Annotated in this window: 24 protein-coding genes, 1 tRNA gene and 2 pseudogenes; 7 read left to right on the plus strand and 20 right to left on the minus strand. The window is 52.2% G+C overall.

What is annotated here, in order from left to right:
• Positions 1–139 precede the first annotated feature (139 nt).
• The 3 genes from Q9J80_RS05860 (at position 140) to argC (ending at position 2960) form a co-directional block, all read left to right on the plus strand.
• A complete protein-coding gene (locus Q9J80_RS05860) occupies positions 140–1390 on the plus strand; it encodes a YihY family inner membrane protein (protein WP_301673422.1) in 1251 nt (416 codons plus the stop codon).
• 3 nt (positions 1391–1393) lie between these two features.
• Positions 1394–1843 (plus strand): DUF6636 domain-containing protein, encoded by a 450-nt coding sequence (locus Q9J80_RS05865; protein ID WP_301673421.1) that lies wholly within the window; start codon positions 1394–1396, stop codon positions 1841–1843.
• Between the two features lie 73 nt (positions 1844–1916).
• Positions 1917–2960, plus strand: coding sequence for an N-acetyl-gamma-glutamyl-phosphate reductase (gene argC / locus Q9J80_RS05870; protein WP_301673420.1), 1044 nt, complete (start codon positions 1917–1919; stop codon positions 2958–2960).
• A gap of 149 nt (positions 2961–3109) precedes the next feature.
• Here the strand turns inward: argC and Q9J80_RS05875 are convergent.
• From Q9J80_RS05875 to grxC, 4 genes and pseudogenes are all read right to left on the minus strand, one after another.
• Positions 3110–3226: pseudogene (locus Q9J80_RS05875) on the minus strand (IS5/IS1182 family transposase); the annotation flags it as partial.
• Positions 3227–3658: 432 nt separating this feature from the next.
• Positions 3659–5701: an ATP-dependent DNA helicase RecG gene (recG, locus tag Q9J80_RS05880; protein WP_301673419.1), complete on the minus strand. Its 2043-nt coding sequence runs from the start codon at positions 5699–5701 to the stop codon at positions 3659–3661.
• A gap of 86 nt (positions 5702–5787) precedes the next feature.
• Complete coding sequence (gene secB, locus Q9J80_RS05885) at positions 5788–6231, minus strand: protein-export chaperone SecB (RefSeq protein ID WP_003754271.1); 444 nt, start codon at positions 6229–6231, stop codon at positions 5788–5790.
• A gap of 20 nt (positions 6232–6251) precedes the next feature.
• On the minus strand, positions 6252–6509 hold the full coding sequence (gene grxC, locus Q9J80_RS05890) for a glutaredoxin 3 (RefSeq protein ID WP_002214462.1): 258 nt from the start codon (positions 6507–6509) through the stop codon (positions 6252–6254).
• Between the two features lie 213 nt (positions 6510–6722).
• Here grxC and rng point away from each other — a divergent pair, with 213 nt between their 5' ends.
• Positions 6723–8216: a ribonuclease G gene (gene rng / locus Q9J80_RS05895; protein WP_301673418.1), complete on the plus strand. Its 1494-nt coding sequence runs from the start codon at positions 6723–6725 to the stop codon at positions 8214–8216.
• A gap of 36 nt (positions 8217–8252) precedes the next feature.
• Here the strand turns inward: rng and Q9J80_RS05900 are convergent, their stop codons facing one another.
• The 3 genes from Q9J80_RS05900 to Q9J80_RS05910 all read right to left on the minus strand — a co-directional run bounded on the left by Q9J80_RS05900 (position 8253) and on the right by Q9J80_RS05910 (position 10946).
• Entirely contained in the window at positions 8253–9503 is a 1251-nt protein-coding gene (locus Q9J80_RS05900; RefSeq protein ID WP_301673735.1) for an ATP-binding protein, read from the minus strand.
• 81 nt (positions 9504–9584) lie between these two features.
• Entirely contained in the window at positions 9585–10259 is a 675-nt protein-coding gene (locus Q9J80_RS05905; RefSeq protein WP_301673417.1) for a response regulator transcription factor, read from the minus strand.
• Between the two features lie 114 nt (positions 10260–10373).
• Positions 10374–10946: an NADPH-dependent FMN reductase gene (locus tag Q9J80_RS05910; protein WP_301673416.1), complete on the minus strand. Its 573-nt coding sequence runs from the start codon at positions 10944–10946 to the stop codon at positions 10374–10376.
• A 158-nt stretch (positions 10947–11104) separates the two neighbouring features.
• On the opposite strand from Q9J80_RS05910, the gene dacB reads away from it, so the two are divergent.
• On the plus strand, positions 11105–12514 hold the full coding sequence (gene dacB / locus Q9J80_RS05915; protein WP_304674130.1) for a D-alanyl-D-alanine carboxypeptidase/D-alanyl-D-alanine endopeptidase: 1410 nt from the start codon (positions 11105–11107) through the stop codon (positions 12512–12514).
• A gap of 192 nt (positions 12515–12706) precedes the next feature.
• A pseudogene (locus tag Q9J80_RS05920) lies at positions 12707–12823 on the plus strand (IS5/IS1182 family transposase); the annotation flags it as partial.
• Positions 12824–13219: 396 nt separating this feature from the next.
• Here Q9J80_RS05920 and Q9J80_RS05925 read toward each other — a convergent pair.
• The 9 genes from Q9J80_RS05925 to rlmD form a co-directional block, all read right to left on the minus strand.
• Positions 13220–13295, minus strand: a tRNA-Asn gene (locus Q9J80_RS05925).
• An 84-nt stretch (positions 13296–13379) separates the two neighbouring features.
• Entirely contained in the window at positions 13380–13739 is a 360-nt protein-coding gene (locus Q9J80_RS05930; RefSeq protein WP_019272530.1) for a roadblock/LC7 domain-containing protein, read from the minus strand.
• Positions 13740–13759: 20 nt separating this feature from the next.
• Positions 13760–14404: a peptidase M23 gene (locus Q9J80_RS05935; protein ID WP_115119530.1), complete on the minus strand. Its 645-nt coding sequence runs from the start codon at positions 14402–14404 to the stop codon at positions 13760–13762.
• A 1-nt stretch (position 14405) separates the two neighbouring features.
• Positions 14406–14942 carry a GTP-binding protein gene (locus Q9J80_RS05940; protein ID WP_003710372.1) on the minus strand — a complete coding sequence of 179 codons (537 nt, stop codon included), beginning with the start codon at positions 14940–14942 and terminating at the stop codon, positions 14406–14408.
• Positions 14943–14953: 11 nt separating this feature from the next.
• Entirely contained in the window at positions 14954–16051 is a 1098-nt protein-coding gene (locus tag Q9J80_RS05945) for a DNA-binding transcriptional response regulator (RefSeq protein ID WP_304671359.1), read from the minus strand.
• A 19-nt stretch (positions 16052–16070) separates the two neighbouring features.
• Positions 16071–17489: a tetratricopeptide repeat protein gene (locus Q9J80_RS05950; protein ID WP_304671360.1), complete on the minus strand. Its 1419-nt coding sequence runs from the start codon at positions 17487–17489 to the stop codon at positions 16071–16073.
• A 76-nt stretch (positions 17490–17565) separates the two neighbouring features.
• Positions 17566–17922, minus strand: coding sequence for an RHS repeat domain-containing protein (locus Q9J80_RS05955; protein WP_301673413.1), 357 nt, complete (start codon positions 17920–17922; stop codon positions 17566–17568).
• 281 nt (positions 17923–18203) lie between these two features.
• Positions 18204–18542, minus strand: coding sequence for a hypothetical protein (locus Q9J80_RS05960; RefSeq protein WP_118787478.1), 339 nt, complete (start codon positions 18540–18542; stop codon positions 18204–18206).
• A 200-nt stretch (positions 18543–18742) separates the two neighbouring features.
• Entirely contained in the window at positions 18743–20107 is a 1365-nt protein-coding gene (gene rlmD / locus Q9J80_RS05965; protein WP_301673412.1) for a 23S rRNA (uracil(1939)-C(5))-methyltransferase RlmD, read from the minus strand.
• Between the two features lie 72 nt (positions 20108–20179).
• Between rlmD and Q9J80_RS05970 the strand changes: the two genes are divergently transcribed.
• A complete protein-coding gene (locus Q9J80_RS05970) occupies positions 20180–21160 on the plus strand; it encodes a L,D-transpeptidase (protein WP_373325240.1) in 981 nt (326 codons plus the stop codon).
• A gap of 78 nt (positions 21161–21238) precedes the next feature.
• Here the strand turns inward: Q9J80_RS05970 and Q9J80_RS05975 are convergent, their stop codons facing one another.
• The 4 genes from Q9J80_RS05975 to Q9J80_RS05990 all read right to left on the minus strand — a co-directional run bounded on the left by Q9J80_RS05975 (position 21239) and on the right by Q9J80_RS05990 (position 25521).
• Complete coding sequence (locus Q9J80_RS05975; protein ID WP_301673410.1) at positions 21239–21523, minus strand: PepSY domain-containing protein; 285 nt, start codon at positions 21521–21523, stop codon at positions 21239–21241.
• Between the two features lie 150 nt (positions 21524–21673).
• Positions 21674–23482, minus strand: coding sequence for an aspartate--tRNA ligase (gene aspS, locus Q9J80_RS05980; RefSeq protein ID WP_301673409.1), 1809 nt, complete (start codon positions 23480–23482; stop codon positions 21674–21676).
• A gap of 57 nt (positions 23483–23539) precedes the next feature.
• Positions 23540–24241 carry a DUF502 domain-containing protein gene (locus tag Q9J80_RS05985; protein WP_301673408.1) on the minus strand — a complete coding sequence of 234 codons (702 nt, stop codon included), beginning with the start codon at positions 24239–24241 and terminating at the stop codon, positions 23540–23542.
• Between the two features lie 143 nt (positions 24242–24384).
• Positions 24385–25521, minus strand: a complete 1137-nt coding sequence (locus tag Q9J80_RS05990) for a phospholipase A (RefSeq protein WP_301673407.1) — start codon at positions 25519–25521, stop codon at positions 24385–24387.
• Between the last annotated feature and the right edge of the window lie 77 nt (positions 25522–25598).

Raw genomic sequence — 25598 nt, forward strand, 5'->3', positions numbered from 1 at the left:
AAATGGTTCGGTCTTCAGACGGCATGACGGTTGTCCCGATGCCGTCTGAAACAGCCGCAGTTCAGGCATTTGTTCCTGACGGCAAAACTGGCTATAACATCGGGCATCAACGCCCAACCTACTGACCGGGCAAGGAATTATGACCTTTTTACAACGTTTGCAAGGTTTGGCGGACAATAAAATCTGTGCGTTTGCATGGTTCGTCGTCCGCCGCTTTGATGAAGAACGCGTACCGCAGGCGGCGGCAAGCATGACGTTTACGACGCTGCTGGCACTCGTCCCCGTGCTGACCGTGATGGTGGCGGTCGCTTCGATTTTCCCCGTGTTCGACCGCTGGTCGGATTCGTTCGTCTCCTTCGTCAACCAGACCATTGTGCCGCAGGGCGCGGACATGGTGTTCGACTATATCAATGCGTTCCGCGAGCAGGCGAACCGGCTGACGGCAATCGGCAGCGTGATGCTGGTCGTTACCTCGCTGATGCTGATTCGGACGATAGACAATACGTTCAACCGCATCTGGCGGGTCAATTCCCAGCGTCCGTGGATGATGCAGTTCCTCGTTTATTGGGCTTTACTGACGTTCGGGCCGCTGTCTTTGGGCGTGGGCATTTCCTTTATGGTCGGCTCGGTACAGGATGCCGCGCTTGCCTCAGGTGCGCCGCAGTGGTCGGGCGCGTTGCGGACGGCGGCGACGCTGACCTTCATGACGCTTTTGCTGTGGGGGCTGTACCGCTTCGTGCCAAACCGCTTCGTTCCCGCGCGGCAGGCGTTTGTCGGGGCTTTGATTACAGCATTCTGCCTAGAGACGGCACGTTTCCTCTTCACTTGGTATATGGGCAATTTCGACGGCTACCGCTCGATTTACGGCGCATTTGCCGCCGTGCCGTTTTTCCTGTTGTGGCTGAACCTGCTGTGGACGCTGGTCTTAGGCGGCGCGGTGCTGACTTCGTCGCTGTCTTATTGGCAGGGCGAGGCCTTCCGCAGGGGTTTCGACTCGCGCGGACGGTTTGACGACGTGTTGAAAATCCTGCTGCTTCTGGATGCGGCGCAAAAAGAAGGTCGAACCCTGTCCGTTCAAGAGTTCAGAAGGCATATCAATATGGGCTACGACGAATTGGGCGAGCTTCTGGAAAAGCTGGCGCGGTACGGCTATATCTATTCCGGCAGACAGGGTTGGGTGTTAAAAACCGGCGCAGATTCCATCGCACTGGACGAACTCTTCAAACTCTTCGTGTACCGCCCCGCCGCCCAAAACAAAGACAAAGCCAACCGAACCGTCGATGCCGTCATGCAGCCCTGTCTGCAGACGCTCAACATGACACTGGCGGAATTTGACGCGCAAACCGGGCAAACCGTTTCCCCCGATTCCCCCGCAACATCCGGAGGATAAACCATGTTACGCAAAACCTTCCTCATCCTTTCCGTAACCCTCGCCTTCGCGCACGCACACGCCGATGTGCCCGACGGCATTTTCGCCGTCAATTTCCAATCCCCCAGCGGCAACATCGTCTGCGGCGGCGACACCGGACCGCCGGAAGACGAAGAACCGTGGCACGGCGTATCCTGCTTCATCCGCGAAACCGACAATACCAAACCCGCCATGCCGAAACCCAAAGGATGCGGATTCGACTGGGGCAATGTGTTCAACATCGACAACAAAGGGAAAGCCTACATGAGCTGTTACAGCGACTATCCGTACAGCCCCGAACCGCCCGTCCTCACCTACGGACACACCGCCAAAGGCAAAGGCTGGCAGTGCGGCAGCCTTGAAAACGGCGTACTCTGCACCAACTCGGCAGGACACGGCTTCCTGCTCAACCGCAAATGGCAGCGTATGTTTTAAAACAGAATGCCGTCCGAACCGCAGTTTTGCAGCGTTCGGACGGCATACCCGCCAACCACACAAAGGAAAAACCATGAGCAAAAAAATCAAAGCCGGCATTGTCGGCGCGACGGGCTACACGGGCGTGGAACTGCTGCGCCTGCTTGCCGCCCATCCCGATGTCGAAGTTGCCGCCGTAACCAGCCGCAGCGAAGCGGGGACCGCAGTTGCCGATTACTTTCCGAGTCTGCGCGGCGTGTACGGCCTCGCCTTTCAAACGCCCGACGAGGCAGGTTTGGAACAATGCGACATCGTCTTCTTCGCCACGCCCAACGGCATCGCCATGAAAGACGCGCCGCGCCTTTTGGAACAGGGCGTGCGCGTCATCGACCTCTCCGCCGACTTCCGCATACGCGACATTCCGACTTGGGAACACTGGTACGGCATGACCCACGCCGCCCCCGGCCTCGTTCCCCAAGCCGTGTACGGATTGAGCGAACTCAACCGCGAAGCCGTCGCACAGGCACGCCTCGTCGCCAACCCCGGCTGCTACCCGACCTGCGTTTCCCTGCCGCTCGTGCCGCTGTTGCGGCAATGCCGTCTGAAAGCCGGTATGCCGCTGATTGCCGACTGCAAATCCGGCGTGTCCGGCGCGGGCAGGAAAGGCAATGTCGGTTCGCTGCTGTGCGAAGCCGGCGACAACTTCAAAGCCTACGGCATAGCCGGACACCGCCACCTGCCCGAAATCAGGCAGACCATCGCCGGGCTTCAGGACGGCATCGCCGAAGGATTCGTGTTCACGCCGCACCTCGCGCCGATGATACGCGGCATGCACGCCACCGTTTACCTCCACCTTTCAGACGGCAGCGACCCCGAAACCGTCCTGCGCGACTACTACCGCGACAGCCCGTTCGTGGACATCCTGCCTGCCGGTTCGACACCCGAAACCCGCAGCGTGCGCGGAAGCAACATCTGCCGCATCAGCATCCGTCAGGCGGCGCAATCCGATGTGTGGGTCGTCCTTTCCGTCATCGACAACCTCGTCAAAGGCGCGGCGGGTCAGGCGGTGCAAAATATGAACATTATGTTCGGACTGGAGGAAACACACGGCTTGGGCGGCATCCCCCTGCTCCCCTGAAGCGCAAACGGCAAACCGCAGGCATCGTGCCTGCGGTTCTTGATGCCGTCTGAAAGCGACGGTTTTTTTGGGTCCGGACGGCTTTCGGCTCATCATTCCGCGAAAACAACAATCTGAAATCCCGTCATTCCCGCAAAAGCGGGAATCTATAGTGGATTAAATTTAAACCAGTACAGCGTTGCCTCGCCTTGCCGTACTATCTGTACTGTCTGCGGCTTCGTCGCCTTGTCCTGATTTAAATTTAATCCACTATAGTTTATCCGGTTTCAGCAATTTCCGACACATTTCCACACGCTTCGATTCCGTCATTTCTCCGGTTTCAATCATTTCCGATAACACCGTGGTTTTTCATTTCTAGATTCCCGCCTGTGCGGGAATGATAGCGGAGGGCTTGCCGTTTTCCCGATAAGTCTCTGCGGCTTCCCATTGCCGGATTTCCACCCATTTGGGAATAACGGGATTTAAAATCATGAAAATGTGTCAAAAATAATATAGTGGATTAACAAAAACCGGTACGGCGTTACCTCGCCTTAGCTCAAAGAGAACGATTCTCTAAGGTGCTGAAGCACCAAGTGAATCGGTTCCGTACTATTTGTACTGTCTGCGGCTTCGTCGCCTTGTCCTGATTTTTGTTAATCCACTATAAAAAATCAGATTTCTGTTACACTTTTTTCTAATATTTCAGACGGCATTTTGCTTCACACGCCCAAATACCCTTCCCTGCCGGAAAGCCACCGCGCCAGATGCGCTTCGACGATTTCGGGGTTTTGCTCAATCAACATGGGGGCGATTTCGCGCGCCTGTTCCAAGAGGTGCAGGTCTTCTTCGAGCTTGGCGAAGCGCAGCATGGGGACGCCGCTTTGGCGCGCGCCGAGAAATTCGCCGGGGCCACGGATGTTGAGGTCTTGGCGGGCGATTTCGAATCCGTCGGTGTGTTCGTAGATGACTTTCAGCCGCGCTTTGGCGAGTTCGCTCAAGGGTTCGGCAAACAGGAGGACGCACACGCTTTCCGCCGCGCCGCGCCCGACCCGACCGCGCAATTGGTGCAGCTGCGCCAAGCCCATGCGCTCGGCGTGTTCGATCACCATCAGGGCGGCGTTGGACACATCTACGCCAACTTCGATGACAGTGGTGGCAACCAAGACGTTCAGACGGCCTGCGGCAAATTCCGCCATGACTTCGGCTTTTTCGGCGGCCTTCATGCGTCCGTGTACCAAGCCGATGTTGAGTTCGGGCAGGGCTGCCTGAAGCTGCTCGAGGGTTTCGGTGGCGGTTTGCAGTTGCAGGGTTTCGCTTTCTTCAATCAGCGGGCAGACCCAGTATGCCTGCTGCCCTTTGCGGCAGATGTTGAGGACGAAGCCTTCGACTTCGGCGCGGCGGACGTTGTTGACGAGGCGGGTTTTAATCGGGGTGCGCCCGGGCGGCAATTCGTCGATGACGGACACATCCAAGTCGGCGAAAAAACTCATGGCGAGCGTGCGCGGGATGGGGGTGGCGGACATCATTAGCTGGTGGACGTCGCGTCCTTTGTTTTTGAGGGCGAGGCGTTGGGCGACGCCGAAGCGGTGTTGTTCGTCCACAATCACCAAGCCGAGATTTTGGAACTCGACGTCGTCTGAAAACAGGGCGTGCGTGCCGACGGCGATTTTGACGGTACCGTCGGCCAGTTTGGCTTTGGCTTCGTCTTTGGCTTTTTTGCGCTGGCTGCCGGAAAGCCAGACGACTTCGAGACCCAACGGCTCAAGCCATTGTTTGAACTTGATGAAATGCTGTTCGGCAAGGATTTCGGTCGGCGCCATTACAGCCACCTGCGCACCGGATTCAATGGCGGTCAACGCGGACAGGGCGGCGACGATGGTTTTGCCGCTGCCGACATCGCCTTGCAGCAGGCGGTGCATGGGGTGAGTTTGTGCCATATCGCGGCGGATTTCGGACACGGCTTTTTCTTGTGCATCGGTCAGGGCAAACGGCAGGGCTTGGCGCAGAGCTTGGGTCAGCGTACCGTCGCCGCCTAATGCCGCCGCCGTACCGCTGACACGCTTCTGCCGCGCCAGCCGCATGGAAAGCTGTTGCGCCAAAAGTTCGTCGAATTTGAGCCGCTGCCATGCGGGCAGCGCGCCGTCGGAAAGCTGGTGGATGGTAAAACTCGGCGGCGGCGAATGCAAAAGGCGCAGGCTTTCAGCAAGGTGCGGCAGTTTCAGACGGCCTAATAAAGCATCAGGCAAAGTATCGTGTAACGGCGTAACGTCCAACGCCGTCTGAATAATACGGCGCAAAGTGGGCTGATTCAAACCGTTTACAGTCGGATAGACAGGCGTGAGGCTTTCCGCCAAACCACTGCTCTCGGCATCGCGGATTTTGGGATGAATCATCTCGTCGCCGTAAAACCCGTGTTTGATTTCGCCCACGGCGCGGATGCGTTTGCCGACCGCCGTCTGTTTCTGATGGCTGGCGTAAAAGTGGATGAAGCGCAGGAAAAGGACGCTGCCGGAACCGTCGGCGATTTGGACAATCAGCTGCTTGCGCGGTTTGAACGTTACTTCCTGATGGATGACTTCGCCCTCGACCTGACACGGCACGCCGATCGGCGCATCCTTAATCGGCATGATGTGCGTCTCGTCTTCGTAACGCAGCGGCAGGTGCAACACCAAATCCCACGCGGTATGGAGGTTGAGTTTGTCGAGCTTCTTGGCGGAAACGTCGGTGATTTTCAGCTGTTTTCGGGTTTCGGGCGACATCATAGGCAGATTCCTTTGGACGCGCCTATTTTATCCGAAAACAAAAATGCCGTCTGAAACGGATTCAGACGGCATCGGACAGGCAGGAATCAAGCCCCGGCGGCTTCGGCTTCCTGCTGTTGTTGGTAAATCGCCTCAAAATTAATCGGCGCAAGCAGGACGGGCGGGAAGCCGGCGCGCGTTACCGTACTGGAAACGGCTTCGCGCGCGTAAGGGAAGAGGATGTTCGGACACGCCACGCCAAGCAGCAGGTCGGCATCTTCTTCGGGGATGTTTTCCAGACGGAAAATACCGCTTTGGGTTACTTCGTTCAAAAACATCGTACGCTCGTTATCCAATTTGGCGGTAACGGTTACGGTAACGTCCACGTTGTAGTAGCCGTCTTCCAGCTTTTGGCTGCCGGTGGAAACGCGCATATCCACTTCAGGCTCGCCCTGTTCCAAAAAGATTTGCGGCGCGTGCGGCACTTCCAAAGACAAGTCTTTGACATACAGTCGCTCGATGCTGAATACGGGTTGCAGTTCTTCGCTCATTTTGTTTTCCTAGTTGGGGGTTAAGGGTTCAGCAGCCCGTCCAGCCCGCCTTCCTGCTGGAGGCGGTAGAGGTCGGTAAATCCGCCGACGTGCGTTTCGCCGATGAAAATCTGCGGCACGCTGCGCTGTCCCGAAAGCTGCTGCATTTCGGCAAAGGCTTCGGGGCTTGCATCGACACGGATTTCGTCGATATGTCCGACACCTGCCGCGTGCAGCAGCCTTTTCGCCATCGTGCAGTAGGGACAAAACGGACCTGTGTACATGGTAACGGTCTGCATATTGGGTTTCCGAAAGTTTTGCAATGATAATCAATATAGGGGCATTTCCCCCGTTTGGCAAGTGCGGAACAGATGCACGTTCAGACGGCATGTGCGGAATGTGTCAAAGTTTCTTTTTTAAAGTATGATAGGAATTGTGAAAAATATTTTTGCACCCGCGCTGCGCGGCGGAACGGGTGCAAAAATATTTTTATTACATTTTCAGGAAAAACCATGTTGTCAGGACTCCCTATCCCCAAAGACATCGCGCGCCCGCCCGAAACGATATTGGTCAACATCACGCCGCAGGAAACGCGCGTGGCGGTGTTGGAGGAAAACAATATCTGCGAGCTGCACATCGAGCGCAACAGCGGGCACAGCCTGGTCGGCAATATCTATCTGGGCGTGGTGCGCCGCGTGCTGCCCGGCATGCAGAGCGCGTTTATCGACATCGGTTTGGAACGCGCGGCATTTTTACACATCGTCGATGTCCTCGAACAACGCCGCAACCCCGAAGAAACCCAACGCATCGAACATATGCTGTTTGAAGGGCAGTCGGTTTTGGTGCAGGTCATCAAAGACCCGATCAACACCAAAGGGGCACGCCTTTCCACACAAATCTCGCTGGCAGGGCGTTTCCTCGTCCACCTTCCGCAGGAAGAACATATCGGCGTATCCCAGCGTATCGAAGACGATACGGAACGAAGCAACCTGCGCGAGCGTCTCAACAAGCTCCTGCCGGAAAAGGCATGCCACGGCTACATCATCCGCACCAACGCCGAAAACGCCACCGACGAACAGCTACAATCCGACATCGACTACCTGACCAAAGTGTGGGAACACATCCAAGAACAGGCAAAAATCCAACCGCCGGAAACCCTGCTTTATCAGGACTTGCCTTTAAGCCTGCGCGTGTTGCGCGATATGGTCGGCTGCGACACGCAAAAAATCCTCGTCGATTCCACCGTAAACCACGGGCGCATGACGCGTTTTGCCGAACAATACGTCCACGGCGCATTGGGCAGGATAGAGCTATTCAAAGGCGAACGCCCGCTGTTTGAAACCCACAACGTCGAACAGGAAATTGGCCGCGCCCTGCAACCGCGCGTCAACCTCAACTTCGGCAGCTACCTGATTATCGAGTCCACCGAAGCGATGACCACGATAGACGTGAACACCGGCGGCTTTGTCGGCGCGCGCAACTTCGACGAAACCATCTTCCGCACCAACCTCGAAGCCTGCCACACCATCGCCCGCGAATTGAGGCTGCGCAACCTCGGCGGCATCATCATCATCGACTTCATCGATATGGCGCAGGAAAGCCACCGCGAAGCCGTGTTGCAAGAGCTTGCCAAAGCCCTCGCCTTCGACCGCACGCGCATCACCCTGCACGGCTTTACCCATTTGGGACTGGTCGAGCTGACGCGCAAACGTTCGCGCGAAAACTTAAACCAAGTCCTCTGCGAACCCTGCCCTTCCTGCCAAGGCAGAGGCCGTCTGAAAACGCCGCAAACCGTGTGTTATGAGATCCAGCGCGAAATCGTCCGCGAAGCGCGCCGTTACGATGCCGAAAGTTTCCGCATCCTCGCCGCCCCCAACGTCATAGACCTGTTTTTGGACGAAGAATCGCAATCCTTGGCAATGCTGATAGATTTCATCGGCAAACCGATTTCTTTGGCGGTCGAAACCGCTTACACGCAGGAACAATACGATATAGTGCTGATGTAAAAAAAATGCCGTCTGAAGCCTTCAGACGGCATCTGTCTATTTCAGGGTTTCCTTGTCCAACAAGGCGCGTATCAGCAGGCCGTGTCCGAACCTGCGGCTGTCGGACAATTCCAAATGTCCGCCGTATTTTGTGGCAAGCGTGTCGGCGATGGACAGACCCAGCCCCGTCCCCTGCTGCTCCGTTCCCAAAATACGGTAAAACGGATCGAGGACACGGGCGCGTTCGGATTCGGGAATGCCGTTCCCGTTATCTTCCACCCACACGGCGAGATATTTCCCTTCATCCGTGAAACCCAAATCTATCCTGCCCCCGTTCGGCGTGTAACGTACCGCGTTGTCGGCAAAGGTTTTAATCAGCGTATAGATTTCCGTTTCGTCGGCAGACACTTCGACATCGCCTTCGACCGCCACACCGATGTCCTGACGTTTTTCCAAAGCCAGCGGCATCAGTTCCTGCAACACTTGGCGGAAACGGCTTTGCAGACCGAATGTTGTTTTCGTCAGAGGGGTTTCGTCCGACTGCGAACGCGCCAGTGCCAAAAGCTGTTCGAGCAGGTGTTTGTTGCGCCTGATGCTCTGCTGCAAAACGGCAGACTGCCGCGCCGCTTCGGGCGGGAGCGGCATATTGTTGAGCCGTTCCGCCTGAAGGGAAAGGGCGGTCATCGGCGTACGCAATTCGTGTGCCGCGTCGGCGACAAACCGCTGACGGTGGCGGATGTCTTCATCCGCACGCTTCAAAAGCAGGTTGATGGCAGTTACGAAACCTCTGATTTCACTGGGAATATTGTCCACGCTCAAGGCAGACAGGTCATTGATTCGGCGTTGTTCGAGACTTTGCGACAATTTGCGGACGGGGCGCATGGCTTTGTGCGTAATCCACACGGTCAGCAGTATCATCAGCGGCAGTGCCGCCAGCAGGGGCAACACGCTTTGCCGTGCCGCATCCGCCGCCAAATCTTCACGGTATTCGTTTTCCTGCATGACTGCAATCCGTCCCTGTTCGGTCGTGCGGATATAGACGCGGTAATAATCATCGTCATCGTCCGCCTGAAGCGTGTGCAGACCGTCCGCCAGATGCGCGGGCAGGCTGACAACAGGGTCTTCCTGCTGCGGCATCTGCACGAAAATGCGCGTATCGCCGTCGCCCTCGGGCAAAGTTTCGGGTTTGGAATCGGGGGCGACATACAATGCTGCCTGACGGAGCAGGTCGTCCTGCAACTCTTCCGTTTCGTGGAAGGTTTCGTAGTAGGAAAACATACCTGCAAGCATTGCCAGCGGAACAAACATCCAAATCAGGGCAAGGCTGATTCTGACCTGAAGCGAATGTTTTAAAATTTTAAAAAAACGGTCCGGCATCTTCGTTCCTGTTCAGACGGCATCTTGACGCGGCATCAGCCAGCCGACACCGCGCACATTTTGTATGCTTTCCTTACCCAGTTTCTTACGCAGCGCGTGAATCAGAAAATCCACCGCATTGCTTTCGACTTCCTCGCCCCAACCGTAAACCTTGTCCTCCAAATCCGAGCGCGACAGAATGACACCCGGCCTCGCCAACAAAGCCTGCAATACCGAAAACTCCTTATTGCTCAACGCGACCTGCCGCCCTTCGGCAACAATTTCCGCCTGATACGTTGCCGGATTCAGCGAAATCACGCCATTGGACAGGCAAACCTGTCCCTGACCGCCGCCGCGCCGCAACACTGCCCGCATCCGCGCCTTAAGCTCCGCCATATCGAACGGCTTGACGATATAGTCGTCCGCACCGCCGTCCAAACCGTTCAGCCGGCTGTACAAATCATCACGCGCCGTAACGATCAGCACGGGGACGGCGCAGCCTGCCGCGCGTATTTCCGACAAAACATCCAAACCATCGCGCCCCGGCAAACCCAAATCCAGCAGCATCAGGTCATAAGGCTGGGCAGCGGCCGCCGCTGCAACCTGCGCGCCGTTTTTGACCCAATCCACCGCATAGCCGCCGTCTTTCAAATTTGCCGACACCGCTTCCGCAATCATCGCATCGTCTTCCACCAGCAAAACACGCATCAACTTTCCCTTCAAAATAAACCGTGCCTATTCTAACACCCTAAAATTAGCCGCAATTTAGCGGCAGCAAAAAACCGCAGAACCAAGATTCTGCGGTTTCTGTCCTTGTTCAAACTACTTGGCGTGTTTTTCCACCAAAGCGGCAAACTGGTCGATATAGCCTTGGACAAACGCCCTTGCCGAGTCAATCAATTTGCCTTTTTCATCAAACAGCGTCGGCGAATTGCCCAAAAACACCTCAGGCTGCCCTGTCAGCGGCATATCGAAATAAGACAAAGCAAGACGCAGGTTTTTTTGAGAACTGTAGCCCCCCATCTTGCCGACGGAATGGCTGATGATGCCGGCAGGTTTGTTTTTCCACGCCACGTCGGCATTCGGTTTAGAACCGATGTCCACCGCATTTTTCAAACAGGCGGGAACGGTGCGGTTGTTTTCGGACGTAACGAACAAAATGCCGTCTGAAGCCTTAATCGTTTCGCGGAAAGCCGTGTAGCTTTCGGGCAGCGGCACATCTTCCACCGCAGGGTCGTCATAATCGAAATTGTAAAGCGGCAGATGTCCGATTTCGACGATTTCCGCCTGCCAGCCTTCGGGGAACATCTCCGCCGCATTCAATGCCACTTTGCGCGCAAACGAAGCACGGCGCAGGCTGCCCACCAAAATACTGATTTTCTTAGCCACAATCATTCCTCCTGAATATTAAGTTTGTGCGTTTCAATCATTTCATAATGATAACGATTATTATATATATGATTTCCCCTGCAAACAAGCCAGTCCGCCGCCCCGGCGTTCCCACTTATCCGGCTTTGCCTTATAATTGCTTTTTTTATGTAACAGATTCACCTATGAATTTCCCCAAAACAGCGGCCTCCCTGCTGCTGCTTCTCGCCTCCCTCGCCACACACGCGCTCAATATCGGCCGCATTCCGCAAAACAAAATCGCCGTATATGTCCAAGAACTCGGCAGCGGCAGGGTCGTCATCGACCATCGCGCGGATGTCCCCGTCAATCCCGCGTCCACGATGAAACTCGTTACCGCGTTTGCCGCCTTCAAAACCTTCGGCAGCAATTACCGCTGGGCGACCGAGTTTAAAAGCAACGGCAAAGTGAGTAACGGCACGCTGGATGGCGATTTGTATTGGGCAGGCAGCGGCGACCCCGTTTTCAATCAGGAAAACCTGCTTGATGTTCAAAAACAGTTGCGCGACAAAGGCATACGCAATATCACGGGGCACCTGATGCTCGACCACAAGCTGTGGGGCGAAGTCGGCAGTCCCGACGATTTCGAAGCCGACAGCGGTTCGCCGTTTATGACGCCCCCCAATCCGACTATGCTGTCTGCCGGTATGGTTATGGTGCGCGCCGAACGCAATGCCGCCGGCAGTACCGACATCCTCACCGATCCGCCTTTGCCGCATATTTTCGCCCAAAACAACTTGAAAATTACCGCCTCCCAAGCTGCCTGCCCTTCGGTCAAAAAACTGATGCGTGCATCTTTTTCGGACAATACGCTGAAATTGCGCGGCAATATTCCCGAAAGCTGTTTGGGCAAGCCTGTCGGTGTCCGGATGTTCGTACTTGACGAACTGATCCGGCAAAGTTTTACCAACCACTGGCTGCTCGGCGGCGGACGGATTTCAGACGGCATCGGCATAGCCGACACACCGGAAGGCGCGCAGACGCTTGCCGTTGCACACTCCAAACCGATGAAGGAAATTTTGACGGACATGAACAAGCGTTCGGACAATCTGATTGCGCGTTCCGTCTTCCTCAAACTCGGCGGCAACGGCAAACTGCCCGCCATTTCCGAACAGGCGGCGTCTGCCGTCCGGCGTGAACTTGCCGTGTCGGGCATCGATGTTGCGGATTTGGTTTTGGAAAACGGTTCAGGTCTGTCCAGAAAAGAAAGGGTAACGGCGAGAATGATGGCGCAAATGTTGGAAACGGCTTATTTCAGCCCGTTTGCACAAGATTTCATCGACACGCTACCCATCGCCGGCACAGACGGAACTTTACGCAACCGCTTCAAACAAAGCGGCGGGCTGTTGCGCTTAAAAACCGGCACGCTCAACAATGTCCGCGCCCTTGCAGGTTATTGGCTGGGCGACAAACCGATGGTGGTGGTCGTCATCATCAACAGCGGCCGCGCCGTTTCCCTGCTGCCCGACTTGGACAACTTCGTTGCCAACAACATCATCTCCGGCGGCGATGGCTGGCTGGATGCGAAACTGATGTGCAAAGAACGCCAAGCCTGAACGGACAAAATATAGTGAATTAACAGGTTACCGCATTGCCGTACAGTTTGCAGTTTCACCGCCTTGTTCCGATTTCTGCCGACCCACGATAAAATGCCGTCTGAACTTGCACTGCCCCAACTTATAGGGTGCAATCAAGTCCAGACGGCATTTTTATTTCCCCATCAAATCATAGCTCCAATCCAACAGCATCAATATAGTGGATTAAATTTAAATCAGGACAAGGCGACGAAGCCGCAGACAGTACAAATAGTACGGCAAGGCGAGGCAACGCTGTACTGGTTTAAATTTAATCCACTATATTTCATCCGTTTCCGCACCATAATCCAACACGATACCGACCCAATGCTGCTTGTTCATATGGTATGCAGGTAAAAAATTTTCTCACCACCTCAAAACGGAAACCATATCAGGATTACTCTTCACATTAATGGATGTTACCCCCCATCCCCTGCAAACCCAAACGGCTTTTGGCGATCCTCCCGATTAGGGCATACCATTTCCCCCTATTCCCACCATGCCTCAACACGGCAGAATCGGGATATTTTATCCACAAATACTTAAGAACCGTGCCGCATTGCTTCTCTACGTATTCTAAAATCCGCCTTGATTGGGTAACAACTTTCCCTCCATAAAAGGATGCCGTACCGGATTCTCTGACAAAAACAAAACCCTCTAAGAAAATACTTAGAGGGTTTTGGAATTTGGCTCCCCGACCTGGGCTCGAACCAGGGACCTGCGGATTAACAGTCCGTCGCTCTACCGACTGAGCTATCGGGGAATAGCTTTAAATATTAATTCAAAATGCAGACTATGTCAACATATATTTACAACTGATTGTACTCCGCCTTTGAATGTACAACCCTTATATACTTTCTGCAATATGCCTTGCCGCCCGTTTGGCATCCAATAGGATTAAACCAAGTTTGCCGGTTTCTTTTGCCATCAGCACCAACACGGCATCCTTACCCGCCTGACTTAAAAGGATATAGCCTGATTTTCCTTTAATCATCACTTGTTCCAATTCCCCGCAGGCGAGTTCTTGCACCGAGCGGCTGCCTAAAGCAAGCAAAGTGGCAGAAATCGCCCCTACCCTGTCTGAATTCAAATGTGAAGGAAGCATTGTCGCCATCGGCAATCCGTCGGTTGAGATAACGGCAGATGCGACAATATCCGGAGATGTGTTGTTCAAGTCTTCCAAAACCGAAATTAATAATTGCTGCATAAACCCTCCTATCCCAAGTTTTACACACGGTTACTGTAACGGCGGTATAAAATCCTGACCAAAGTAACAAATGCCTCTTTGCCCAAATCGGGTATGCCGCCGATGACCAAAATAAATTTGGTTGAACCGATATACAATGGGAAAAATGTCAATTCGCTCTGACCGGAAGGGTCGCAAACGCCCCAAGCGTTATTGTTGATATACAGGTTGTTCTTAATCAGCAGCCGGTGTTTCTTTTCCATCTGTGCAACTTCTGCCGCCAACAACCCCAACTCTTCCGCCGCCTCATGATGGAAATTGGCATTGGCAAGATACAGACCATTCCGATCGACCAATAATGCCTTACCGCTGCCGGACAACTGCTCCATCAACAGCGGCAATTGCTCGTCCGACAGATTGATGCCGTCTGAATGACCGTTTTCATCGCCATAGAGGAATTCGAGTTTTTGCAAACGGTACAACAGGTTCAAAGCGGTATCGATGTCGGCGGTGTCCGCCCAGGCGAGCAGCTTCTCACTGCTGACCACTTCGTCTGCATCCGCTTTCAACAGGCTGTGCAATAAGGTTTTACCGGCACTGGGGGTATCGCTGGATACGGCATAAAATGCACCGGCAGGAGTCAGGCGGGGATATAAATTTGCTTGTAGTGAAAGTGTTGATTCCATATTAAACCTCCAGTCCCGGATCAATAGAAAATAACATTGCGCTAACCAATTGCTTTACGTCATCTTCCTTACGGGCGTCAATTTCAAAAACCGGAACATTAAGATTATGTTTTGCAAGATATTTGTGATACACGTCGATACCGGGCTGAGAGCGTATATCCATCTTGGTAATACCGACAACGACGGGTGCCTTCTCCAGCAGCCCTCGAAACGAATGCAAAAAGAATTCCAAATCTTTCAATGGGTTGGTTCGGGCATTATCTAAAAGCAAGACCAAACCCATACTGCCTTGGCTTAAGATTTCCCACATAAAGTTGAACCGTTCCTGACCGGGCGTACCATATAAATGGACTTTGGTATCCTCATCCAAGCTGATGACCCCGTAGTCCATCGCCACTGTCGTATTCCTTTTCCTATCCAAAGTCATATCGGATGCGGAAGCATCGGTCTGGACGGGTGCTTCATCCGAAATAGCCGCAATGGCAGTGGTTTTCCCTACGCCGACAGGTCCTGTGAAAATAATTTTATTTTCTCTCATCTCTCCACCTCTTAGCTGCCCAACAGTTTTTTCATCAGCCTTTGCAGAAGGCCGCGCGGCTGGGATTGGGATGGTGTCGTGATTTTTTCCGCTTTTTTCACCATTTCACTATCAGAGGCAGAATCGGCCCCGATATTTATTTTATCCGCCATATCGGAGTATGCCTGTTGTGAAACCGTTTTTAAATCTACCGACAAAAACCCGGTTGTATAGGTTGCCGCAAGATAATTCAGAATATCATTGAGGTTTAAAGGCATCACTTTATACAACACGTTAAGGTTGACGGATGCCTTGGTCAGAAATGCCGACAAGCGTATCGATCCCGGCACATTTGCCAACCGGGTCAGGTTTGGCCAAGATTTCAACGTAAACGGAGTATCGGGAGAAATCGGATAAATCAACCTGCCTTGCGCCGTCCAAATGGAAAATTGCCACATACAGGACATAATGCCTACTTTAGCCTTTTCGCGCCATTGCGGGTTATCGGGAACAGTCTTGCAACTGACCTGCAAATTTTCGTCTTTGCACAACGCTTCGAGTTTTTGCACACTTTCTGTCAGCAAAACCCGTTGTATCGAGGGGAAAACAATAAGAACCGGCTTATTTCCATGCAAGATAGCGATGTCCCGCCTGTTCTTTTCCGCAAACCGCAACGCCCCCAATAATCCTTTATTCGGGTTAAACCGGCGTATCGTAACCGTACGCTGTACGTTCCCGTTGTTTTTCGCCGACCGATCTGCGGGTGCAATAAACGATTTCCCATAAACATTCTCGCCCTGCAACAACTTGCGGAGCATAGGAAACAATGTTTCAAACCGAATCGGTTTGGGCAGGTAGGGAACTTCAGAATCGGGAACTTTCTCCGAGCAGACGGCGACAGGTATATCCTTATAACGCTCGGCAAGCTCTTTCCAAAGCTCAAAACCACCCTCGGCATCGGTATCCGCCAAAACCAAATCGGGCACGGCACTGCCGTCTGAAGGGGATACCGTTTCATAACGGGTGGTATTGTGCATTTTGAATGCCATTTTGAAAACGGATTCCTGCTGCGCCGTCATCCCCGCCAACATTACGCGTACTGTTTTAATTTTCGGCAGTTGAACTTCCATTTTTATTTTCCGTACCGTTTTATTTTTTTATATTTTGATTCATACGCTGCAGCAGCCGGCTCATCAGCATAACGACTTCTTCAGGAAGCCTGTCCGCACGTTCCCTCAATACCCTTAAAAACTGCCCCAACCTATCCCAATCTTCAGTACGTTCATAAATATCGATCAACGTAATATAAAGCTGGGACTCGTCGGGATATTTCAATACCGCCTGCTCCAACACATCCATTGCCGCCTCAATCTGACCATACATCAGCAACGACTCTACTTCCTTAACCGCATCGTCTGCCGGAGACGAACCGGTGTTAATCAACGAAGAATCTTGAAGCACCAAATCCCGATGTTGCGCTTTGAATTTCTGTATATTTTTCGGCAGATATCCGTGCCCCATACCGATGTCTTTGATTTGCTGGTCGTTCGGCCCCTTTTCCAAATCATCGAAAACTTCATGGTAACCCAAGCTGTACCCCCACCCCAGCATCCGCTCTTTAACCTGCCTGCCGTAGTTGCCCAACGTTTGGTAAAGTTTCCACAAATGTCCGGCAAAACGGTCTATGTCCGCGTGTTGGTAATCGAGTTTCAATGCATCGATAATCAGGTTTGCAGGTTTTTCGGAAGTTTGGATGGCACGGTCGTATTGTTTCGATGCCGTTTCGTAGCTGACTTTGTCTTTAAGGATTTTCGCACCTTGATCGGCACGAACCAGACCGGCAATCGCACCGATTTCCTCTTGGCTGATTCCGGACACGTCTTTTTTGCCCCGCACAATCGGGATGCGCTTGATTTCTTCGGCTCCATAAGCCTTACCGCCGGCATCCGGCGGGGGCGATGCGGAAGCTGCCGTCGCAGAACCGCCTTCCGCACGTTTTTCAATCTCCTGAATGCCCCATCCCAAACCTTCTTCCGCCAAGACGCGGATACGCAAATGGTTTGAATCGCGCTGTAATGCCTGTTCGATATATTTTGCCAAAAGTTCGGAAGGAATCAGTTTGCCGTATTTTTGCAGATTGTCTGCCAAAACATCGACATCCCCCACTTCGAGATTGATATCGAGCAGCTCGCGGATAAGGTTTTCAGGTTTCGCTTCACCATCCGGAATACCGTCCAGATAGGCAGCCAAAGACTCGGCAGCCTTGCCCTGATAACCGAACTGCTTATAAACCTGATATTCCGTCAGCGGATCGACTTCTTGCGCGGATACTGCCGCAGATGCGTTTTCGGCACTCTCATTCCAAGAAAATCCCGTCTGCGTGCCGTCTGAAACCGATTGGTCAACCTGATCAACCCAGTCCGAATCATTGCTTCCAGGCGGCTGCCCCTGCGTATTGCCGACACCTTGGGATTTGCGCTTCGGTGTTTTCTTACCCTGCTTCGCACGCATAACCAAAAGCACCAGCAATACCGCCAGTGCCAGACCGATAATTAATGAGTTTTCCAAAGGATACTCCCGATACCGTAACGAGCGGATAGCTGACTGCCTGCAACGGCAATTGTCCGCTTTTATTATTAACGATTTACTGAAATAGACTTGTAAGTTTCAAATCATACCATAATTTAACGTTTGACAATATGCCTTCTGCACAAGCCTTGCCATATGACCTTTCTTGGATTTGTTGTTCATATTTACGAGCTTTTGAAGTTGCTTTACCACAATCCAATCCAAATGGGTCAATTTCTGTATTGGGGTCGAAAACATATCCGTATAGCGTAGGATTAGCCCCTGCCAATCTTATTGGGTCTTGAGAAATATAGGTACCCGTCTCGGGCAAGTAGTATCTGTACCTGTTGTAGTACAGTCCCGTTTCCCCATCCTCGTATTGACCTTGGAAACGGAAAGGTATGAAGTCTCGCTCTCCTCTCAGTCTGAACACTTCTCCGTAGATGTCGAGGACACAGTCCTATACTACCTCGCCCTTGCTGTCTAGAGCTTGTATGGGCGTACCCAGATAGTCCTGCACGATGGTGTAGCTGTCCTCCTCGGCAAGCCTTGCCACTGGGGTGTAGCTACCACCGTCATACACCCACGTTCCGAGGTTTTGCACTAGCTCTGCTTGTCAAAAGATACTTCGCCTAACTTATTAACAACTCGGCGTGGGGCGTTTTCTTTTTCATATTCCCATTCGTGTAAAAGAACGTTGCCGTCCCAATATTATTAATTTTTCTTTTTCCAATTTTCATAGCGAATTTGTAAATTTTCTCGCCATTCTTCACTTGGACATTTATCTATAAGTTTTTGATATTCTTCCTCTGATGCACTTAAAATACAAGTTTCAAAAAGATGCAATAATCCCCAATGCATATCATAGAAAAAACCATCTGGAAAAAGAGATACTAATACCTCTGCTTCTTCAAGTGTAATAGGTTTTTCTATACTTGATATAAGCTCATTATATTGTTCTATCAATTCATCTATTTTTTCATCATTGTCATCTGCATCTGATTCTGTTGGCATTCTACCAATTGCTTTCAACTTCAAAATTTGTTCTCTCATTATTTACAAGCTTCTTTAATTTTACTTAGTGTCAATTCTCCCTTTTTAAGCATTCCTAAATCTTCATATTCCTTGATAATTTGCTTAATAGGATTATCATATTTACTTCCTCTTATGTTTTATACGTTTAAATGTATTTGTCGGGCACTATCTGTTTGCACCCCTTCCTTAATTATTCTTTGCCTTTGATTTTCAAAAAGTTATTTTCCTGTTTGCGGCAACAAATCGAATACGGCGACAGACTCGGTATGAGATGTCTGGGCAAACATATTCATTATCCCTGCCTGGCTGAGTATATAGCCTTTTTCAACCAACACGCCCGCATCCCGTGCTAAAGTGGAAGGGTTGCAGGATACATAAACGATTTTTTGCGGAAGGTAGGGTGTATGCAGCGATTTGACGACTTCATACGCACCGCTTCTGGGAGGGTCTATCAGCATTTTGTCAAACCTTCCCCAAGAGGCGACTGTCTTTTCGGTGCAATCAAAGAGGTTGGCGGCAATAAAGTCTGTCTGTCCGTCGCAACCGTTCAACCGGGCATTTTGCCGGGCGCGCCTGACCAGGTTTTCCGCACCTTCGATGCCGACGACATCCGCCCCGCTTTTTGCCATCGGCAGACTGAAATTGCCCAAACCGCAAAACAGGTCGGCAATCCTTTCGCCCTGCCGTATGTTGAGCATTTTCACGACGCGTGAAACCATCAGCCGGTTGGTATCGGTATTGATTTGTGTAAAATCTCCCGGACGGAATGGCATTTCGATGCCGAATTCAGGTAATGTATATTTTAATGTTTTGTCTGTTTTGGGATAAAACGGTTGCGATACGCCCCCTTCGATTTGCAGCCAAACCTGCCAGCCGTCCGACAATTCCGAATCAAACCACTGCCGAATCCGGTTTTCTTCGTTCTGCCGAAGTTTGCTTTTGAACGCGATGTTCAATACGGTGATTTCACTGCCGCGATAAAACTCGGCAAAACGGGCAACACTTCCCTCTTCCGCCAAATCCTGCAAAAGCCCCCTGATGGCGGACAGTTTGTCCGAAACCGGCTTCGGAAGAAGCATACATGACGAAATACCCACCACATCATTCGTTTTCTTTGCCTGAAACCCCAGTTTCAGACGGCATGATTTGTCTAATGACACACTGAACCGCGCCCTGTCCCGATAATGCCATACATGTCCGTAAATCGGCGGCAATATCTGCTGCGGCCTGACCTTGCCGATACGCTCGAGCTGCTCTTCCATCATCCTTTGTTTGAACGCCACCTGCGCCGCCGGGGAAATATGTTGCAGGGAACAACCGCCGCAGCGTTCAAAATAACGGCACTGCGGGACGGTACGCTCATCTGAAACTTTGAATATCGCCACCGCCTCCGCTTCGTCAAACTGCTTTTTCTGTCTGACAATCCGAAAACCAACCCTTTCAGACGGCAATGCCCCTTTAATAAAAACCGTTTTGCCGCCAACCTTTGCCACACCCCTGCCTTCATAATCCAAGGCGGAAATTTCCGCGACATTTACTTCCGTCTCCACTCCCAAATCCGTCCGTACTGTACCGAAACGCATATTTTCGCACAAAACCGCACGGTTTCAGGTATGATTTGCCAAAACACCATCGAACGCACACTACATTTTGATATGAATAAAACAATCTGCCTCACCGCCGTACTGTCTATAACCAGTTTTTCATACGCGCATACAGTTATTCCCGATGTTTCCCCTATTGCGCAAGGTCAACATGTCTTCATCAACATCCCTCAACAACGCCTGTTTCTCTACACCGACGGCAAACTGACCAAGGTTTATCCCGTTGCAGTAGGTCGGGCGATGACGCAAACCAATCTAGGCGAACATAAAATCGGTGCAAAAGCCTACAACCCCGTTTGGCACATCCCCAAATCCATACAAAAAGAACGCGGCGACGGCGTGAAAACCATAGCCGCCGGCCCGGACAACCCTTTGGGGCCGGTTTTTGTCCGCTTAGGCGACCCGAAACTCGGTTTGGGCATACACGGAACCAATGCGCCGGCCAGCGTCCCCGGGGTTCGGAGTCACGGCTGCGTCCGCATGAAATCGCCCGACGCGCTCGAGTTTGCCAAAACCATCGCCAGCGGCTCGCCCGCCTCCGTCATCTATCAAATGGCCGGTCTTAACGAAGACGCAGGAAACAACCTTTGGCTTGCAGCCTTCCACGACCCTTACGGTAAGAACAACCTTGACATCGCTTCTCTGAAAAAAAGTATTGCACAATGGGCAAAAACACAGGGTAAAACCATCGCATCCGGTAAAATCGATGCCGTACTTAAAGCACGTACCGGCGCGCCCGTCTGCCTGACCTGCGGAAAAAACGGCAAGCTAAAGATGCCGCTCAAATCGCTGGCGTGGATACAGGGTTCTTCCTCATACAGCCAAGCTGAAGCACCTAAGCCGAAAATTACCCGGGTTAACCCTGTCGAACAGCCGGTTCCCCAAGCTGCCGAACAACCTCCGGTTCAAATCGTCCACCCCATTCCCGCCCTGCCGCCGGCCGATGTCGAACCGGTTACCGAATCCGTACCTCAGGCAGAAACTGAAACTTTTAAAAACACTGCTTCCGAACCGTTTGATTCGCTGTTCTAAACCTGTCTCCCCGCCGGAAAACAAAATGCCGTCTGAACGCTTCAGACGGCATTTTGGTTCATCTTTCCATCAAAGGAATCAGCGATCGAGCTGCTCTTTGATGATTTTCAGGTCGGGGTAAGACAACACGATGTCGTATTCGCGGCCGTCTTTATAGGCTTCCACTTCCAAAACAGGTTTGCCCAAGTGGTCGTCGGCATCGACATCGTGAACCTGATAACCGCGCTGTTCCAACATTTTCACGGCTTTCGTGCGGTTTTGTTCAAAATGGGGATCGCCGTAAATCTGACGCTCGGCAGAGTCGCCGGAAAATGCGGTTGTGGCACTCAGGGAAACAACGGCAGCCAATAACAGTTTTTTCATTTTCAGTCCTTTCTTAATCGACTTATTGAACAAGGGGTGTTTTTCAATGCCGCCATTAAAACACAGTAAAATTAGGTTTGAATTAGAGGGAAGTTAAGAAGCGTAAATGCCGTCTGAAAGAAACAGAGCCGTCAAACGGCTCTGTTTTCCTTATGCTTCTTTCGTTTCGGCCGCCTTCTGGCGCAAACGCAAACTCAATTCACGCAACTGCTTGTCGTCCACGCTGTTGGGCGCGTTGGTCAGCAGGCATTGGGCACGTTGTGTTTTCGGGAAGGCAATCACGTCGCGGATAGATTCGGCACCGGTCATCAGCGTTACCAGACGGTCGAGGCCGAATGCCAAACCGCCGTGAGGAGGCGCACCGAATTTCAGGTTGTCCAAGAGGAAGCCGAATTTCTCTTGTTGCTCTTCAGGGCTGATTTTCAGCGCGGCAAACACTTTCTCTTGTACGTCTGCACGGTGGATACGGATAGAGCCGCCGCCGATTTCCCAGCCGTTCAATACCATATCGTAGGCGCGCGCCAAACAATTTGCCGGGTCGGAAACCATCAGGTCTTCATGACCTTCTTTAGGCGCGGTAAACGGATGGTGTACGGCTACGTAGCGGTCGGCTTCTTCGTCGTATTCAAACATTGGGAAATCGACAACCCACAAAGGTTTCCATTCGTCTGTGAAGTAGCCGTTGTCTTTGCCGTGTTCCAAGCCGACTTTAATACGCAATGCGCCGATGGCTTCGTTCACGACTTTGGTTTTGTCTGCGCCGAAGAAGATGATGTCGCCGTTTTGCGCGCCGGTACGCTCGATGATTTCTTTCAGGGCGTTTTCGGACAGGAATTTCACGATTGGAGATTGCAGGCCGCTGTCTTCGCCGTTTGAGAGGTTGCTGACATCGTTCACTTTGATGTACGCCAAACCTTTTGCGCCGTAGATGCCGACAAATTTGGTGTATTCGTCGATTTCTTTGCGGCTGAATTTCGCGCCGTTCGGTACGTGCAGAGCGACTACGCGGCCGCCTTTCATGTCGGCTGCGCCACGGAAGACTTTGAATTCTTCCGTTTTCATCAGGTCGGTCAACTCGGTGAATTTCAGGCTGATGCGCATATCGGGTTTGTCGGAGCCGTAGTAGAACATGGCTTCAGAGTAAGGCATACGCGGGAAATCGCCCAAGTCCACGCCCAGCGCATCTTTGAAGACTTGTTTGGCCATGCCTTCGGTGATGTCCATGATTTCATCCTCGTTCAAGAACGAGGTTTCCAAGTCGATTTGAGTGAATTCAGGTTGACGGTCGGCACGCAAGTCTTCGTCACGGAAACATTTGGTGATTTGGTAGTAACGGTCGAAACCCGCCACCATCAACAGTTGTTTGAACAATTGCGGAGATTGCGGCAGAGCGAAGAATTCGCCCGGATGAACGCGGCTCGGCACGAGGTAGTCGCGCGCGCCTTCCGGAGTGGAGCGGGTCAGCATCGGCGTTTCAATGTCGATGAAGCCTTGCGCATCCAGATAACGGCGAACGCCCATAGCGACTTGATAACGCAGGCGCAGGTTGCGCTGCATCACAGGGCGGCGCAGGTCGATAACGCGGTTGGTCAGGCGCACGTTTTCGCTGATGTTTTCATCGTCGATTTGGAACGGAGGCGTAGCGGCAGCGTTCAAGACTTCGATTTCTTTGGCGAGGATTTCGATTTTGCCGGAAATCATTTTGTCGTTGGTTGTACCTTCAGGACGGTTGCGTACGCGACCGGTAATGCTCAAAACGTATTCGTTGCGGGAGGAATCGGCAGCGGCAAACGCTTCCGGAGTGTCGGGGTCAATCACGATTTGGACGATGCCTTCGCGGTCGCGCAGGTCGATAAAAATCACACCGCCGTGGTCGCGCCGGCGGTGTACCCAGCCTTTGACGGTAACGGTTTGGTCTAAGTATTGCTCGCTGATCAGGCCGCAATAGTTGGTACGCATAAAATCACCTTTTATTGATTTAAACTGAAAACAGAAAATGCCGTCTGAACGGCGGCTTTATTGTTGTTCGGGCAACTCCGCCTTTTCAGGCGGCATAGGTCTTGCCAATATCTTGACGGGCAGGTCGTCAGGGATGACCATACCCAGCGAAATCACATATTTCAACGCTTCGTCCACGCTCATATCGAGTTCGCGCACATCACTTTTCTTAACCATAATATAGTAACCGCCGGTCGGGTTGGGCGTGGTCGGGACATACACGGAAAGATAATCGCCATCCTGCGGCAATGCGGCCTTAACCGCATTCGACACCTGACCGGACACGAAAGCAATCGTCCAAATACCGGGCTGGGGAAACGGTACGAGTACCGGTGTTTTAAACGAACGGCTGCTGTCGGACAGCAGCGATTCGGATACTTTTTTCACACTCGAATAGATGGATTTGACAACCGGAATCCGCCCCAACAGGCTGTCCCACGCGGCGAGTATCTGCCGGCCCAATACGTTGGCGGCAAACAATCCGGTTACGAACAATACGGCAATGGCAACGATAACGCCCAGCCCCGGGATATTGAAGCCCAAAACATATTGCGGCCGCCATTGCTTCGGCAGCAGGTTGACGAGCTGGTCGGACGCGGAAACGATATAGGAAATCACCCAAACCGTTACCGCAATCGGCAGCCAGACCAAAATGCCCGTAATCAGATATTTTTTTAACGCCTTGGCAGCTTTGCCGCCTTCGGCCGCAGGTTCCGTCATCTTGCTTGATTCCGACAAAGTCCGTACAAACCGCACATTATACGCGTTTGCCCGGATTCAAACGAGCTTTTTATCTCATACTCCGTAAAGCCCCCGATGGCTTCAGACGGCACGGCAACTTGATAGGCCGTCTGAAACAGCATTCAGATGCCGTCCCAGTCGTTGAACATCAACCCAATACCGATACCGTTTTGCTTGTGGTTGTAATCGATCAGGCTTTCCCCGTAGCCGTGGAATCCGCGTACCACGCCTTTGAGTTTGCCCTTAATCGGAAACGTGTAGGCGGCTTCAATCGCGCCGTAGCCCGTTTTGGGGTTGTAACGCAGCACTGAATACACATTCTTCCTGTCATTCAAACGGTACTGAACCTTCACATCGCCATAACCCATATAGTCGGCAATATCCGGGTTGTCGTTTTGATCGCCTCCTTGATCAAATACGCGCATCCACACACGCGGCACCACGGTCAACTTTCCCCATTCCATCCCCGCCACAGCATAAATCCTATTCCACGAACGAGACTCCGGACGGCTTTGCCCGTTGGACTGGTGAACAAAACCTGTACCAAGCATACGCAGCCTGCCGCCCCAAGGCAAGTCAGCCTTCACAGGCTGGGTCAGGAAGATTTCAGGCTTATAATCCGTATTTCGGAACGGTGCGGATTTCCTGCCCTGATTGAAAATCTGCCAGTCTGATTTCTGCGTATAACCGAACCACAAATCCGCACGGCTTTTGAACAAATCCTCAGCGATTTTGCTTTTAAACGAAATCTGAAGTTTGGTTTCCGCACGCTTTTGCTGCCCGAATCTCTCTTGTTCGGTTATGCCGCGCGTTGGTGAACTCGGAGAATAGTTTGGCGAACTGTTGTACCAAAACGGCATAAGGTACATTGGATTATGCTCGCGTACACTCAGAAGCCCTCGCGTATCGTTTCTATCTAAATCATACATCAGGCTCAACGGCGTATATGTAGCTTCTGTAGCTCCTGCTTGATCGCCGGACGGCACATCTTCGTCAACCACGATGACAGCCTCTTTCTTATCTAAGCTGCTTCGTACGGTTTCAGTAAGATTAAGTACAGGTTTTGCCTCATGCTGCCCGGATTTTCCCGGCATATCCAGAAACCGTACCGCAAATATTCTGTCATAACACGCCAAGCGTAAAGCATCGTCTTCCAAATTATGACATTGCACCGCAGTCTCGGCGAAGGCAGACGCAACCGGTAGCAAACCTATCAAAAAAATATAACGCATATTCTGTTTATTCATCTCCATCCCCATTGCCGACACATTGTTTTAAGACGGTATTTTATAGCGTGTTCAAATAAAAAACCGTACATTTTCCGATATTTTAAGCT

It is taken from the genome of Neisseria blantyrii, from assembly GCF_962747855.1.
GTDB classification, from domain to species: domain Bacteria; phylum Pseudomonadota; class Gammaproteobacteria; order Burkholderiales; family Neisseriaceae; genus Neisseria; species Neisseria viridiae.